Origin of the sequence: Gluconobacter albidus (assembly GCF_002005485.1) — a bacterium.
GTDB lineage: Bacteria > Pseudomonadota > Alphaproteobacteria > Acetobacterales > Acetobacteraceae > Gluconobacter > Gluconobacter albidus.
This window is the reverse complement of sequence record NZ_CP014689.1, coordinates 696,065-710,575: the sequence shown is the minus strand read 5'-3', so window position 1 is coordinate 710,575 and position 14,511 is coordinate 696,065. Positions and strand designations below refer to the sequence as shown.

General features: G+C 60.6%; 13 protein-coding genes. 9 read left to right on the top strand and 4 right to left on the bottom strand.

Annotated elements, in window-relative coordinates:
• Nucleotide 1: 1 nt before the first annotated feature.
• Entirely contained in the window at nucleotides 2-895 is an 894-nt protein-coding gene (locus A0U94_RS03090; RefSeq protein WP_077802412.1) for an SMP-30/gluconolactonase/LRE family protein, read from the bottom strand.
• Nucleotides 896-994: 99 nt separating this feature from the next.
• On the opposite strand from A0U94_RS03090, the gene A0U94_RS03085 reads away from it, so the two are divergent.
• Nucleotides 995-1,765 carry a competence/damage-inducible protein A gene (locus A0U94_RS03085; RefSeq protein ID WP_077802411.1) on the top strand — a complete coding sequence of 257 codons (771 nt, stop codon included), beginning with the start codon at nucleotides 995-997 and terminating at the stop codon, nucleotides 1,763-1,765.
• A gap of 44 nt (nucleotides 1,766-1,809) precedes the next feature.
• On the opposite strand, the gene A0U94_RS03080 is transcribed toward A0U94_RS03085, so the two are convergent.
• The 3 genes from A0U94_RS03080 to A0U94_RS03070 all read right to left on the bottom strand — a co-directional run bounded on the left by A0U94_RS03080 (nucleotide 1,810) and on the right by A0U94_RS03070 (nucleotide 4,203).
• On the bottom strand, nucleotides 1,810-2,784 hold the full coding sequence (locus A0U94_RS03080) for an acetyl-CoA carboxylase carboxyltransferase subunit alpha (protein WP_062033608.1): 975 nt from the start codon (nucleotides 2,782-2,784) through the stop codon (nucleotides 1,810-1,812).
• Nucleotides 2,785-2,846: 62 nt separating this feature from the next.
• Nucleotides 2,847-3,770, bottom strand: a complete 924-nt coding sequence (locus tag A0U94_RS03075) for a tyrosine recombinase (RefSeq protein WP_077802410.1) — start codon at nucleotides 3,768-3,770, stop codon at nucleotides 2,847-2,849.
• A gap of 10 nt (nucleotides 3,771-3,780) precedes the next feature.
• The gene (locus tag A0U94_RS03070) at nucleotides 3,781-4,203 is read right to left on the bottom strand and encodes a hypothetical protein (protein WP_077802409.1); all 423 of its coding nucleotides are present in this window, start codon (nucleotides 4,201-4,203) and stop codon (nucleotides 3,781-3,783) included.
• A gap of 59 nt (nucleotides 4,204-4,262) precedes the next feature.
• Between A0U94_RS03070 and aroB the strand changes: the two genes are divergently transcribed.
• From aroB to mtnK, 8 genes are all read left to right on the top strand, one after another.
• Nucleotides 4,263-5,954 carry a 3-dehydroquinate synthase gene (aroB, locus tag A0U94_RS03065; RefSeq protein ID WP_077802408.1) on the top strand — a complete coding sequence of 564 codons (1,692 nt, stop codon included), beginning with the start codon at nucleotides 4,263-4,265 and terminating at the stop codon, nucleotides 5,952-5,954.
• Nucleotides 5,955-6,270: 316 nt separating this feature from the next.
• Nucleotides 6,271-7,410: an OmpA family protein gene (locus A0U94_RS03060; protein WP_077802407.1), complete on the top strand. Its 1,140-nt coding sequence runs from the start codon at nucleotides 6,271-6,273 to the stop codon at nucleotides 7,408-7,410.
• 168 nt (nucleotides 7,411-7,578) lie between these two features.
• Entirely contained in the window at nucleotides 7,579-8,142 is a 564-nt protein-coding gene (locus A0U94_RS03055) for a GtrA family protein (RefSeq protein ID WP_062033617.1), read from the top strand.
• An 82-nt stretch (nucleotides 8,143-8,224) separates the two neighbouring features.
• Entirely contained in the window at nucleotides 8,225-10,864 is a 2,640-nt protein-coding gene (gene alaS / locus A0U94_RS03050) for an alanine--tRNA ligase (RefSeq protein ID WP_077802406.1), read from the top strand.
• Nucleotides 10,865-10,981: 117 nt separating this feature from the next.
• On the top strand, nucleotides 10,982-11,665 hold the full coding sequence (locus A0U94_RS03045) for a carbonic anhydrase (protein WP_062033621.1): 684 nt from the start codon (nucleotides 10,982-10,984) through the stop codon (nucleotides 11,663-11,665).
• A gap of 17 nt (nucleotides 11,666-11,682) precedes the next feature.
• On the top strand, nucleotides 11,683-12,525 hold the full coding sequence (locus tag A0U94_RS03040) for an exonuclease/endonuclease/phosphatase family protein (protein ID WP_062033625.1): 843 nt from the start codon (nucleotides 11,683-11,685) through the stop codon (nucleotides 12,523-12,525).
• 69 nt (nucleotides 12,526-12,594) lie between these two features.
• Nucleotides 12,595-13,293 carry an NUDIX hydrolase gene (locus A0U94_RS03035; RefSeq protein WP_077802405.1) on the top strand — a complete coding sequence of 233 codons (699 nt, stop codon included), beginning with the start codon at nucleotides 12,595-12,597 and terminating at the stop codon, nucleotides 13,291-13,293.
• Complete coding sequence (mtnK, locus tag A0U94_RS03030; protein ID WP_077802404.1) at nucleotides 13,290-14,477, top strand: S-methyl-5-thioribose kinase; 1,188 nt, start codon at nucleotides 13,290-13,292, stop codon at nucleotides 14,475-14,477. The genes A0U94_RS03035 and mtnK overlap by 4 nt, the downstream gene beginning before the upstream one ends.
• Nucleotides 14,478-14,511 lie beyond the last annotated feature (34 nt).

Here is a 14,511-nt window from a genome sequence, read left to right as displayed (position 1 = left end):
GTCAGCCGTTAAGACGGAAAACCTGCTGATCCACACCTGCGACATCCGTGCGAAACACGAACAGCGAACCGGCCTGCGGCTCCTTCGCAAGCGTTTCCGCATCCAGTCCTTTGCGTGCCGTTGTCACGAAAACGGTCTTTAGGTCGTCGCCACCGAACGCGACCTTGGTCACGTTTGTAACCGGCATGGGAATAGACGAAAGCTCCGTGCCATCCGGCTTGAAACGCATAATGCGCGAGCCACCCCATACGCCGGACCAGACCGTGCCCTCGCTATCGGTCACGATTCCGTCGGGATATCCCTGTTCCAGCCGCGCAAAAACCCGCTCGTTCGCGAGTTCGCCATCAGACTGGATATCAAAGGCGTAAATCGTCTGTTCCGGGCTGTCACAGACGTAAAGCGTCTTCCCGCATGGGGACACGGCAGGCCCGTTGGAAACGGTATAACCTTCATCATGATGGGTTATGTTCAGGCCGCTCCCTTCATGCACAACGCGATAAATCGAGCCGGAAGGCTGCTCCTCGCCGTCATCCATGGTCCCGAACCACAGACGCCCCTGTGGATCGACACAGCCGTCATTCAGGCGGTTGCCGGGTTTTTCAGGCTCAACAAATTTATGATCGGAGAAAGCACCTGTTCGCGGGTCGAAACGGCGCAGACCGTCAGGCATGCCCGCCAGAAACGTCCCATCTTCGACCGGCAGGAGAAAGGCCACACGGTCTGGCGCACTCCAGCTTTCATGAGCCCCTGTCTCGGGCGTGAAACGGTGAATCCTCGCTTCGGGGATATCGACGAAATAAAGGGATTTTTCGCCTGGAATCCAGACAGGGCCTTCCCCGAGTGTTACACGCAGATCCAGGAGGCATTCGGGCTGATGGAGCGGGCTGGTGGTCATGGTTCCTCCTGATGAAAACCAAAATGCGGGACGGGTTTGTTCTCGACAACGCGGGACGACCCGTTACGTTCTGTGGCGAAGACTATCAGGAGCGGACAGATGCTTCAAAAAACGGCCTGTTTTCTCGTTATTGGCAACGAGATTCTCTCGGGACGCACACAGGACGCCAATACGCGCGTTCTGGCTCAGGCGCTCAACGCGCAAGGGATCCGGCTCATGGAAGTCCGTGTCATTCCCGATATCAAAGACTGGATCGTCCGGACCGTCCGGGAGTGTAGCGCGGCATTCGATGTCGTCTTCACGTCAGGCGGGATCGGGCCGACGCATGACGACATCACGGCCGAATGCGTCGCCACGGCCATGGGGGCACCACTGGTCCGACATGAGGAAAGCTTCCGGTTGCTGGAGGCAGCGCTTGGGGCGGATCGCTTCAATGTCGCCCGTCAGCGCATGGCCTATCTACCGGAAGGGTCAACGCCAATCCTCAACACGGTTTCCGTAGCGCCCGGTTTCAGCATCGGCAATGTGCATGTGATGGCCGGAGTGCCGTCGATTTTTGCCTCCATGGTCGCATGGCTGGTTCCACAGATGGAGAAGGGCGCGCCCCTCGTTTCCGCAAGCTGGCATGCCGCGGGACTGAAGGAAGGCGATTTCGCGTTCGATCTGGCAACGTTGCAGGAGAACTTTCCGACGATTGATCTCGGCTCCTATCCCTATCACCTGCCGGATGGGGCGAGTGGCGTAGCCCTCGTGGCGAAGGGTTATGACAACGCGATCGTCGGTCAGGCCGCACAAGCGATCCATGATCTCATCATGGCGCATGGACGTGAACCCCTGTCGGGTGAGCCTCCACACAAACGGACGGCCTGAAAAAACAAAAGCCGCTGCACGAAGCAGCGGCTTTCATGAAGACCTCAGTGAAGAGGTGTGCGGGTCATGGACAGGAACTTGTCCCGACGCTTCTGGATCAGCGCCGGTCCTGTCAGTCCCTTGAGGGACTCGAGTTCTTCGGAAATCGCATTCCCGATAGCCGTTACAGCTTCTTCCGGCGCGCGCTGGGCGCCACCGATGGGCTCGGGGACAATCCGGTCGATCAGGCCGAGGGACTGAAGATCCTGCGCGGTGAGCTTGAGAGCTTCTGCGGCGGCAGGGGCCAGCTTCGGATCCCGCCACAGAATGGAAGCTGCGGCTTCCGGCGAGATCACGGAATAAATCGAATGTTCGAGCATCAGGATGCGGTCACCCGCACCGATGGCGATGGCGCCGCCCGAACCACCCTCGCCGATCACGGTCGCGATCAGCGGTACGGGCGCCTTGAGACACACGTCGATCGACTTCGCGATGGCCTGGGCCTGTCCGCGCGCTTCGGCGTCGATTCCCGGCCAGGCACCCGCAGTGTCGATGAAGCTCAGAACCGGCAGGCCGAAGCGTCCGGCCATTTCGATCAGACGCTGTGCTTTGCGGTAACCTTCGGGACGGGCCATGCCGAAATTGTGCTTCAGGCGCGTCTCGGTGTCGTGACCACGCTCGGTACCGACAACGACGACCGGCTCTCCGCGGAAACGGGCCAGACCACCGATCATGGCGTCATCGTCACCGAAGGCGCGGTCGCCGGACAGGGGGGTGTAGTCTGTCGTCAACAGACGCACGTAGTCCAGTGCCTTGGGGCGCTGGGCGTGACGGGCCACCTGCACTTTCTGCAACGGCGTCAGCTTGGAGTACGTTGAGCGGAGCTGCTTGTCGGCCTTTTCGGACAGACGGGCAATCTCGTCATCGATATTGATGCCGCTGGTGCCTGAGGCCTTGCCCTGGCTGCCCATCTGGCGGAGTTCGTCGATTTTGGTCTCGAGTTCGGCGACCGACTTCTCGAAATCTAGGAATTGGCGCATGGCCGCCCGATAGCACGCCTACGCGCCGGGAAACAGTCCCTGAGACAGGCGGAATGCTTCTGTCAGTCTTCCGCGAGCGCAGATGCCCCTTTGCGGGCGAGCGGATGATGCGCGCTCACAGCCTGTCGCAGACGTTCGGACATGACCTGCGTATAAATCTGGGTCGTCGCGATATCCGCGTGCCCGAGCAGCATCTGAAGCGCCCTCAGGTCCGCCCCATGCGCCAGAAGATGACTGGCAAAAGAATGCCTCAGAACATGCGGGCTGACGCGGTCGGGGTCGACACCGGCCTTGAGGGAGCAGGCGAGCAGGATCTTATCGAATCCCTGCCGCGTCAGAGGTTTTTGCGGATTGCGTCCCGGGAAAAGCCACGGACTTCCCAGATCCCTGTCAAAATGCACAAGCTGGTCGGCCGCCTCCCGCGCGCTCCGGGACAGAGGCACCAGACGCTCCCGTCCGCCCTTGCCCCGCACCAGCAGCATGGGGCCGCGCACATGGACGCAGGTCGCTGGCAAAGCGAGAAGCTCGGAAATGCGCAGCCCCGTCGTATAAAGCAGTTCCAGCGCAGCCCGGGAGACGACGTCCCGGCGTTCGTTTTCATGTCCTTGCGTGCCGGTTTCGAGCAGGAGGCGGATTTCAGCCTCGTCGAGCGGTCTGGGCAAGGAAGACCCAATTTTAGGAGCCTGCTGCCGTTCGGTCGGATCGTCTTCCCGCACCGACTCGAGCATCAGGAAACGATAGAACTGACGCAGACAGGACAGCCGTCGCGCTGCGGTTCGTGCCGCCAGACCGGCGCGGGACAGTTCGGCCAGATAGGACTGAACCTCCCTCCCCTGCACGTCGCAGAGGGACATGGGCGCGCAGTGCGCCGCAAAATCAGCGAGATCGGAGGCGTAAGCCTGCCGGGTTTTCAGCGCCGCGCCGCGCTCGGCAGCCAGCATCTCAAGGAAGGCCTCGACATGCCTGCTGTCACCGGAGCGCGACACGACAGGATGCTCAGTGTCGGGGAGCGGAAGCCGGTGCGACCGGAGCGGCAGGCATGGACTGCACTGGAGCAGCCTTGGGAGCAGGCATTGTTGGCAGTGGAGTCGAAGGGGTCAGGGGCGCGGCGGCAGTAGCAGCAGCCGGGGCTGCCGGAGTCGTTCCAGATGCAACAACAGAGGCAGCCGGGCTCTGGGCCGTCGTCTGAACCGCGGTCTGGGTCGCAGGCACGGGCGGCATGGCCGGAAGTTCTGCCTGCGGCGCGGTGGAGCTTGCGAAAGCCGCACCCGACAGATCCTTGTGCACCATGGTCTGCTCCGGCGGAGTGGCAGTCATACCCAGACGCAGAAACGCTCCGCCAGCGCCCAGAACGAGAAGGACGGCAATAGCTCCGCCAATGAACGGCAGGCGGAAAATGGAACGATCAATATTGGCCATGGAAAAGGTCTCGAAGTGAGGGCAGGACGTGCCCCTTCTCCTATGATAGGTAGCAGGGCATGTCACGCCTGCCTTTCTCCCTTTCAGCCAAGTCGGAACCCTTTTTCTCATCCGATGGCATACCGTCGCGCACGGTTGTCCTCGTCGGGATGATGGGGGCTGGCAAAACCACTATCGGACGGCGTCTCGCCCAGATCTGCGGCCTGCCCTTCGTCGATGCCGACGTCGAGATCGAACGCGCTGCCGGAAGCTCGATTCCCGAAATCTTTGCCCGACATGGCGAAGCCGCGTTCCGGGACGGGGAACGGCGCGTCATCCAGCGCCTTCTTGATGGGCCACCGTGCATCCTGGCAACGGGAGGCGGTGCCTGGATGGACGCCCAGACCCGTCGGCTGGTGCGCCGTCATGCGGTCTCGATCTGGCTGCGCGCGCCCGTGCATGTGCTGGTCAAGCGGGTTGCAGGCCGCCCGGGGCGACCGCTCCTGGCCCAGGGACGTCCCGACGAAGTTCTGGAGCGGCTCGTCGGGCTGCGCTATCCGGTTTACGCCGAAGCAGACATCATTATCGATTGTGGAGACGAAACCGTGGAACAGGGCGTGCATCGGGTACGGGAAGTTCTGGAGGAATATCGCAGGCCGGAGACGGTGCATGTTGCGCTCAGCCATTACAGCTATGACGTGCTGATCGGGCCTGATCTCATTTCCCGTGCCGGCGCGCTGCTCGCCCCGCACCTCCCCCAGAAACGCGTGGTCGTCATTACTGACGACATCGTGGCCGGACTGCATCTGCCGCGGTTGCTGGCGTCTTTCGAAGAAACGGGCATCCGTGCGGACGTGATTTCGGTTTCCGGGGGCGAAGAGAGCAAATCCCTCGCCTGCTACGCCGATGTGATGAACCGACTTCTGTCCACGGGCATCGAACGCAAGACGACCATTGTGGCGCTGGGAGGCGGCGTGGTCGGAGATCTTGCCGGTTTCGTTGCAGCTACGGCCCTGCGCGGACTGCCCTTCGTGCAGATCCCCACAACGCTGCTCTCACAGGTGGACAGCAGCGTCGGGGGCAAAACCGGGATCAACGCAGCGGCAGGCAAGAACCTGATCGGGGCGTTCCATCAGCCTGTCGCGGTTCTGGCAGACACGTCCGCCCTGGCCACCCTCCCAAGGCGTCAGCGCATTGCCGGATATGCCGAGATCGTCAAATCCGGCCTGATCGCAGACCCGGACCTGTTCGCGTGGTGCGAAAACTACGGGCAGAATGTTCTGGAAGGTGATCCTGCTGCACTTGCGGAAGCCGTTCGCCGCGCCTGCGCCTTCAAGGCCGCTGTCGTGGCTGCCGATGAAAAGGAACAGGCCACTGTCGGAGGGCGCGCCCTGCTCAATCTGGGGCATACTTTCGGCCACGCCCTGGAGGCGGAACTGGAATATGACGGGCGCCTTCTGCATGGCGAAGGGGTTTCAATCGGCATCCATCTGGCCATGGCGCTTTCCGTGGAACTGGGTTACGCCCCCGCCGAAGACCTGCATCGGCTGGACCGGCACCTGCGCAGTCTGGGTATGCCGGTGAGCTTTGACTGGTTCAGGGACTCGTTCTCGGCGGAAATACTTCTGCACCACATGACTCGCGACAAGAAAATGCAGGATGGGAAGGTTGCATTCGTCCTGCTGCGCGGGATCGGAAAAGCCTTCTCCACACGCGAAATTCCCGCAGAAACAGTGCGTAATCTGCTCGTAAGCGAGGGTTGCCGTCCGTGATGAATGTTAAAATTTCGTCATACCTCGGCTAAATAGCTGTTTTGCCACCGCTTTTGCATAGCTGCTTTCTCCGAGAGGCTCTGGCTTCTGCTGGAACCATGAGCTAAGGCAGCGTAGACGCGAGGCGTAGATCGTGAAGCGGGCGAAATGGATTGTGGCTTTTATGTCACTCCCCTTCCCCGAGTAGAGCCGGAACACCCCGAGTGGCTTTGTCGCCGGGAACTCTGAGTTCTATATGCGCTTATGCATCGCGCTGGGTCCGTTGGTGAAAGCATTTTCCAACGGCTCGAACGTTAGTCACTAAGAGGACGAAAACATGCGTCTCCGCACGGCACTCCTTGCCATGACGTCGATGGTCGCCGCACCGTCGCTTGCCATGGCCAGCACGATCACCGGCCCCTATGTCAACATCGGCGGTGGTTACAATCTGGTTCAGCAGCAGCACGGCTCCTTCTCGCCGACAACGCAGGCTGATGGTACAAGCAGCAATGCTGCTTCCAGCTCCCGCTACCGCCATCACGACGGCTTCACGGGCTTCGGTTCGTTCGGCTGGGGCTTCGGTAACGGCCTGCGCGTCGAAGTTGAGGGTCTGTACAACTACTCCCAGATCAACCATCGTCGTCCCACGGCCGTTAATGGCTCGACCCACGGTTCCGATCAGGCATATGGCGGCCTCGTCAATGTCCTGTACGACATCGATCTGGCAAACTTTGGCCTGAATGTTCCCGTCACACCGTTCGTTGGTGTTGGCGCTGGCTATCTGTGGCAGCACTACAACCCCACCACGACCCAGTACGACAACGGCAATGTGAACCGCATGGGCGGAACGCAGGGCAGCTTCGCGTACCAGGGTATCGTCGGTGCAGCCTACGACATCCCGAACGTTCCGGGTCTGGCTGTCACAACCGAGTACCGTTTCATCGGCCAGCAGTTCGCCGATGGTCCGTATCGCTCCACGTCGTACAACAGCTCCGGTATCCACAAGGGTAACGTGAACTTCGACCCGCGCTTCTCGCACCAGTTCATCCTGGGCCTGCGTTATGCCTTCGACACGGCTCCCCCGCCGCCGCCGCCGGCTCCGGTCATCGTTCCGCCGGCTCCGACCCCGGCCCGCACGTATCTCGTGTTCTTCGACTGGGACAAGTCTGACCTGACGGGCCGCGCCCGTGAGATCGTTGCCCAGGCAGCTCAGGCTTCCACGCACGTCCAGACGACGCGCATCGAAGTCAACGGCTACACGGATAACTCCGCTGCCCATCCGGGCCCGCGCGGCGAGAAGTACAACCTCGCCCTGTCCAACCGTCGCGCTTCCAGCGTGAAGGCTGAACTGATCCGTGACGGTGTTCCGGCTGCTGCCATCGACATCCACGGCTACGGCGAGTCCAACCCGCTGGTTCCGACCGGCCCGAACACCCGCGAGCCGCAGAACCGTCGCGTCGAGATCATCCTGAAGTAATTCAGACATGATCTGACGCCGGGGTCTTCGACTTCGGTTTCGGAAAAAAGGCGTCCCTCGGGGCGCCTTTTTTTATGCGCTCATGTGGACTGAAAACAGAACGGCCTTGCATGCCTCTTTCCCAGCACGCTAGAGCCATCCCAACCCGCCCCACCGGAGACATGCTCCTTGCGACGCAGCCGTATCTTTTATCCGCGCAGCCGCCCGGAAGTCATTGACCAGTTCCTGCGCTTTGGAACCGTGGGTGCAATCGGATTTCTTGTGGACTGGGGAACCGTCTCCCTGCTGCGCCAGCCGACAGGACTGATCGCAGCGACCCTGATTGCCTATTTCGTCGCGGCCACCGGAAACTGGTGCCTCAACCGCTTCTGGACTTTCCGGCTCTCAGCCGCCGACAACCAGCACATGATCCTGCAATGGCTCCGATTCCTGCTGGCCAATTCGTTCGGCTTTCTCCTCAACCGCGGAATGGTTTTCCTTCTATATGCTACGGTTCCGCTGACCGTGCATTTTCCTGCCTTGGCGCTGGCGGCGGGCGCGCTGTGCGGCATGGTTGCCAATTTCAATCTTTCGAGACGCCTCGTCTTTCGTGCTCAGACCCCGGAAACTCCGCTGGAACTCGTCCAGATGGCTGTAGAAATCCCCGCCGCCGGACTGACAGCACCGGAACCCGAACCGGATCTGTCGGGCCTTCAGGATCACAGCCTCAGATCGCATGACCGCATTGACTGACGGCTGCATTTCCAAGGCGGCCACAATAGTCTAGGACAGACAGCATATTTCCCTGTCTTCCCGGAACTGACGCTCCCTTATCATGACCAGCACCAACGATATCAGATCGGCCTTTCTCGAATACTTCGGTGCGCAGGGCCACCGCATCGTTCCTTCGGCGTCCCTCGTGCCGCAGAACGACCCGACCCTGCTATTCACCAACGCTGGCATGGTGCCGTTCAAGAACGTCTTCACCGGTCAGGAAACCCGCCCCTATTCCCGCGCAACCACGGCGCAGAAAGTCGTGCGTGCAGGCGGCAAGCACAACGATCTCGACAATGTCGGATACACGGCGCGCCATCATACGTTCTTTGAGATGATGGGAAATTTCAGCTTCGGGGATTACTTCAAGCCCGAAGCCATTGAATTCGCCTGGACGCTGCTGACCCGCGATTTTGGCCTTCCCAAGGACAAGCTGCTCGCCACCGTTTATGCGGAAGACGAAGACGCAGCAGAACTGTGGAAGAAAATTGCTGGTCTGCCCGATGACAGGATCATCCGCATCGGCACGTCCGACAATTTCTGGCGGATGGGCGATACGGGACCGTGCGGTCCGTGTTCAGAGATTTTCTACGATCATGGCGACAGCGTGTTCGGCGGTCCTCCGGGAAGCCCGGATGAAGATGGCGACCGCTTTGTCGAGATCTGGAACCTCGTGTTCATGCAGTTCCTCGATCAGCCGGACGGTTCTCGTGATTCTCTCCCCCGGCCTTCCATTGATACCGGTATGGGACTGGAGCGCTTTGCCGCGATCATGCAGGGCAAGCGCGACAATTATGATACCGATACAATGCGAGCGCTCATCGAAGCCTCGGCCGATGTCATGCATCAGGACGCGGATGGTGCTTTCAAGTCCAGCCATCGCGTTGTCGCCGACCATCTGCGCTCTACCGCTTTCCTGATCGCCGACGGCGTCCTGCCGTCCAAAGAAGGGCGTGGCTATGTGCTGCGCCGTATCATGCGCCGCGCCATGCGCCATCTGCATATGATGGGCGCGAAAGAACCCGTCTTTTATCGTCTGCTCCCGGCGTTGATCCAGCAGATGGGCGCGGCCTATCCCGAACTGGTTCAGCATCAGGCACTCATTACCCAGACGATGAAAGGCGAAGAAGAACGCTTCACAGCCCTTCTGGAACGCGGTCTCACGCTGCTGTCCGACGAACTGGATCGTCTGGGCGAGACGGAAGCCCTTCCCGGTGATGTGGCGTTCAAACTGTATGACACGTTCGGTTTCCCCCTCGATCTGACGCAGGACGCCCTGCGCGAAAAGGGACGCACGGTTGACGAAAGCGGCTTTGAAACCGCCATGGCCGAGCAGCGCAAGCGCGCGCGTGCGGCCTGGGTCGGATCGGGCGACACCGCTGCCGAGACGGTCTGGTTCGATGCGCGGGACAAGCACGGCCCCAGCGAGTTCCTCGGCTATGTTTCGGAAAAGGCCGATGCGGAAGTGCAGGGCATTTTCCGCGGCAATGACGAACTGGCTTCGGCGCCTGTCAGCGACGATACGGTTGCGATCCTGCTGAACCAGACGCCGTTCTATGGCGAAAGCGGCGGTCAGGTCGGCGATCATGGAACGCTGACGGCTCCGGGTGTGCGCGTCGAGATTACGGATACGCAGAAGCGTAACGGCGATCTGATCGTGCACTACGGCAAGGTTGTCGAAGGTACGCTGAAGCCGGGCATGGCGGTTCATGCCGAAATTGATCATGCCCGTCGCACAGCGGTTCGTGGCCACCATTCTGCGACCCATCTGCTGCATGAAGCCCTGCGCCGCCAGGTCGGAACCCATGTCACACAGAAGGGCAGTCTGAATGCACCGGAGCGTCTGCGCTTCGATATCAGCCAGCCACGTCCGCTGACGGATGAGGAACTTGCGGCAGTCGAGGCGGAGGTCAATGCCCGCATCCGCGAGAATGCTCCGGTCGAGACGCGCCTGATGACGCAGGAAGAAGCCGTTGCGGAAGGCGCCATGGCGCTCTTTGGCGAAAAATACGGCGACGAGGTCCGCGTGGTGTCGATGGGCAAGGGCGACGATGATCGTACGGCCTATTCCATCGAACTGTGCGGTGGCACGCATGTGGGCCGCGTGGGCGAGATCGGACCGTTCCGCATCGTGTCGGAAAGCGGTGTCTCGGCTGGCGTACGCCGGATCGAGGCGGTCTGTGGTCTGGCAGCGGAAGCGCTGGCACTGGAAACCGAGAACCGCCTGAAGCAGATCGCGGATCTGCTCAAGGTTCCCGTGACCGACGCTGCCGCCCGCGTGGCAGCGCTGCTGGAAGAGCGCAAATCCCTGACGTCGCAGGTTTCCGATCTTCAGCGCAAGCTTGCGACCGGCGAAGGAGCGAGCGCCACGGAAAGCATCAACGGCATCACGCTTTCGGCGCGCGATCTGGGAGATGTCAGCCCCAAGGAGCTCAAAGGACTGGCAGAAAGCATCTCCCAGCAGATCGGGTCCGGCGTGGTGGCGCTGATGTCCAATGCCGATGGTCGTGGCAGTATTGTGATTGCCGTGACAAAAGACCTGACGGACCGTCTGGATGCGGTCAGACTCGTGCGTGAGGCATCTTCCCTGATGGGCGGAAAAGGCGGCGGTGGACGGCCGGATATGGCTCAGGCTGGCGGTCCGGATGCCAATGCGGATGTGGTCTTTGCAATGCTGCGCACGACATTGGGAGCAGCATAAGCAATCGCATCATGGTATGTCAGGGCAGTGACAAAGCATGGGTTGGCCGGAATCATGCTTTACCTGTCCTGATAAAGCCTTCTAACTGCCCGGTAGTTCAAGATGAAGGAGAACACCATGGCCTGTGGTCGTGATACTCTGGCGAAACTGCTGGGCGGCGTCCGGAAATTCGAAACCGACGTTTATCCCGAGAGTGCAGAACTGTTCGAGAGCCTGGCCTCCAGCCAGTCTCCATCAACCCTGTTCATCACCTGCGCAGACAGCCGGATCAGCCCAAGTCTCATCACCCAGACAGAGCCGGGTGAGCTGTTCATCGTACGCAATGTCGGCAATATCGTGCCGGCTTATGGCGAAATGCTAGGCGGAGTATCGTCCGCGATCGAATATGCGGTCGGTGCGCTCAAGGTGAAGAACGTCATTATCTGCGGGCATTCCAACTGTGGCGCCATGGGCGCCCTGATGGATCTGAATTCCCCAAAGCTGGACAATCTTCCGACGGTCAAGAGCTGGATGCGTCATGGCGAAGCGGCCCGTGCGGCCCTTGGGAATCTCAAGGCCGAAGATGCCGGTCCGGAAGATATCCGTTCTCTGGCCGAATACAACGTCATGCTCCAGCTTGTGCATCTTCGCACCCACCCTGCCGTCGTACGGGCACTGGCGCAGGGCGAACTGAAGCTTCAGGGCTGGTTCTACGATATTCCCAAGGGCGAGATCCTCATCATTGATGAGAGCACCCGCAAGACACGCTCCGTCGAGAACGTGCTTGAGGAAATGTGCGCCACCGAAGGACAGGCGGCCTGAAACAGGCCACTGCTTCCATGCTGGCCGGTCTCATCGGGATCGGCAGCATGGGAACGGCTTCAGCACATATTCTGAAACTCTCGACCTGGAACATGGATTGGCTGACCCTGCGCCCTTCGGGCGATGAGGCGCTGCCCGATGATGTTCCAGGTGGAGAGCATCGCAATTTTTCAAAGCTCGCGGCCTATGCCAGGCATCTGGATTCAGATGTTGTGGCCTTTGAGGAAGTGGACGGTCCGATCGTCGCTTCCCGCGTTTTCAGCCCCAAAACATACCAGATCGTCATGACGCCTGATGCGGTGGTGCAGAGGGTGGGGGTCGCCGTACGGCGCGATCTGCGTGTAACAGTCAATGAAGAACTCTCTGCCCTCAATGTCGCGGCACCCAGCGCGCCCCATCAACTCCGCGGCGGGCTGGATGTCACCATCAGCGACGCGCATGCTAGTTTGCGCCTGCTTGTCGTGCATCTCAAGACGGGATGCTGGGACCAGCCGCTGAACCAGCGTCAGCACTCTTGCCCTACCCTGTACCAGCAGGTTCGCGTTATGCAGGACTGGATGCTCGAACGACAGGACGAGGGCGAGGCCTATGCCGTTCTGGGAGATTTCAACCGGCGCCTGACGCTGCATGACCCCCTGATGCAGCAGATCGAGACTGAAACGCCCGTGACACTGACGACTGCGGGTAAGGCCAGTCCCTGCTGGGGCGGCGAATATTTCATCGACCATATCCTGCTGGGAAATGCAGCACGCAACTGGCTCGTGCCGGACAGCCTGCGGGTCATGACTTACAGAAACGATACGATCCCCGCCGGACTTTCGGATCACTGCCCGGTTTCGGTCCGGCTGGATATGCCCTGAGAGGCGTTGCGGGCCCGAGGATTCCGGTCCATGGAAGAGCTCTTTCCGCCGTCCTGTCCGGAGCGACCGATGCCTGATTTCCGATCCGCATGGCCCATAACCCCTTTAGCCCCTCAGGTCATGGTCCGGGTTGAGCGGGGAATGCCGGACCTGTCTCCGGAGATCGAAAGCCGTGTGACATCGCACTGGAACACAGCGCTGGCAAAACATCCCACACTCTATAACGGGCGCGTTTTCTGTGCCGATGTGATCGGAGCAGAGATCATCAGCGGGCACTGGTCGGAATACCGGCGGGTTCTGGCCCAGATGCAGGAGCCTGACCTTTATGGCTCCGAAATTCTGCGTCCGCTGGCGGTTGTGGGCCTGCTTCAGACGACGGATGGGATCGTGATCGGGCAGCGGTCGGAGAAGTCCATCTATCTACCCGGCTACTGGCAGGGCGCACCGGCGGGAAATGTGGAAAGCCGTGATGGCGAGACACAGATTGATCTGGGCGCACAGTTGATGGCGGAATGTCTTGAAGAACTGGGGATTTCAGAAAGGGAATGTCAGGTCGGACGCTGCCTTCTGGCCTGTGAACATCCGCAGACGCATATCGTGGATGTCGGGATGGAGATCACCACCACCCTGGATTTCGAAACGCTGAAAGAGCGTTGCAGCCGTCTGGGCAATGCGGAATATCAAACATTGATGCTGATCCGGCCTGAGATGACACTACCCACGCCTCTCGTCCCAACTCTCTCCGCCATGCTGGAGCAAAACCGATGACCTATCATATTCTGGACGCTGCGGGGCTGCGGGAATGGCTTGCACAGCAGCCGGATCTACCAGAGCGGCTGGGGGGTGAGGCTGCGGACTGGACCATCCGGGAGGTCAGCGACGGCAACCTCAACACGGTATTTCTGGTCACGGGTCCGACGGGGGCACTGTGCTGCAAACAGGCGCTGCCTCATGTCCGCGTGGCGCCGGACTGGCCCATGCCGCTGGAGCGGGCTCTGTATGAATCGCGCTATATGCAGACTGTGGCGCCTGCAGTTCCGGGGCTGATGCCGGAATTGTTCGCCTATGATGCCGATCTGTTTCTGATCGTCATGGAATGCCTGACGGTCCATGAAGTCCTGCGATCGGCATTGATCGCGGATCGGGCCGTGCCGGGATTTTCTGCCGTCATCGGGACGTATGTCGCCAGAACGGTGCAGGCGACGGGATGGGCGAACCAGCCATTCGAAACGGGCGCGCGCCTGCTGGAGCAGTTCTCCGGCAATACCGCCCTCACCCGCATTACGGTCGATCTGATCCTGACGGACCCGTATCGCGTCTGCGGCCGCAATCCGGCGCCGGAAGCCGGTCTGTGTGAGGATGTGAAAGCGCTTCAAAACGACCAGACGCTGCATCTTGCTGTCGGCCGACTTCAGGAGCGCTTTCTGACGGTAAGACAGGCGCTCCTTCACGGCGACCTGCATACCGGTTCCATCATGCTGGACGGTTCGGATGTGCGCGTCATTGATGGCGAATTCGCGACGATGGGGCCGATCGGATTCGATTGCGGGCTTTATCTGGGCAATCTGGCGCTGCATCTCTGCGCAGCACCCCACAAGGCTACGATGCTTCGAAGCGAAATGCTGGCCTTCTGGCAGAGCTTCTCAAAAGAACTGCGCTCCAGCCTCTCGAAGGAAGGTGGCGATCTGTGGGCGCTTTCCGGCCCTGCGGCTCGTCAGGACCTGATCGAGACATTCCTGAACGGCATCCTGCGCGATACGGCAGGGTTCTGCGGGCTCGAGATGATCCGGCGCACGGTCGGGTTTGCACAGGTGGCCGATTATGGGCTGTGCAACACGGAGGCAGCGCGCCTACTCGCACGCCAAAAAGCGCTCCAGATCGGACGAACACTGGTTGTGCAGAGCGCCTCTATCCGGAATTTTGCCGACATCCTGTCCCTGATGGGACTGTAAGAAGAAAACCCCGCTCCTTGCAAAGTGGGGTTTT

Coding starts and splice junctions, on each gene's coding strand:
- A0U94_RS03085 (WP_077802411.1), top strand. CDS start 995: ATGCTTCAAAAAACGGCCTGTTTTCTCGTTATTGGCAACGAGATTCTC.
- A0U94_RS03060 (WP_077802407.1), top strand. CDS start 6,271: ATGCGTCTCCGCACGGCACTCCTTGCCATGACGTCGATGGTCGCCGCA.
- A0U94_RS03035 (WP_077802405.1), top strand. CDS start 12,595: ATGCCTGATTTCCGATCCGCATGGCCCATAACCCCTTTAGCCCCTCAG.
- A0U94_RS03090 (WP_077802412.1), bottom strand. CDS start 895: ATGACCACCAGCCCGCTCCATCAGCCCGAATGCCTCCTGGATCTGCGT.
- A0U94_RS03040 (WP_062033625.1), top strand. CDS start 11,683: ATGCTGGCCGGTCTCATCGGGATCGGCAGCATGGGAACGGCTTCAGCA.
- mtnK (WP_077802404.1), top strand. CDS start 13,290: ATGACCTATCATATTCTGGACGCTGCGGGGCTGCGGGAATGGCTTGCA.
- A0U94_RS03070 (WP_077802409.1), bottom strand. CDS start 4,203: ATGGCCAATATTGATCGTTCCATTTTCCGCCTGCCGTTCATTGGCGGA.
- A0U94_RS03080 (WP_062033608.1), bottom strand. CDS start 2,784: ATGCGCCAATTCCTAGATTTCGAGAAGTCGGTCGCCGAACTCGAGACC.
- aroB (WP_077802408.1), top strand. CDS start 4,263: ATGTCACGCCTGCCTTTCTCCCTTTCAGCCAAGTCGGAACCCTTTTTC.
- alaS (WP_077802406.1), top strand. CDS start 8,225: ATGACCAGCACCAACGATATCAGATCGGCCTTTCTCGAATACTTCGGT.
- A0U94_RS03045 (WP_062033621.1), top strand. CDS start 10,982: ATGGCCTGTGGTCGTGATACTCTGGCGAAACTGCTGGGCGGCGTCCGG.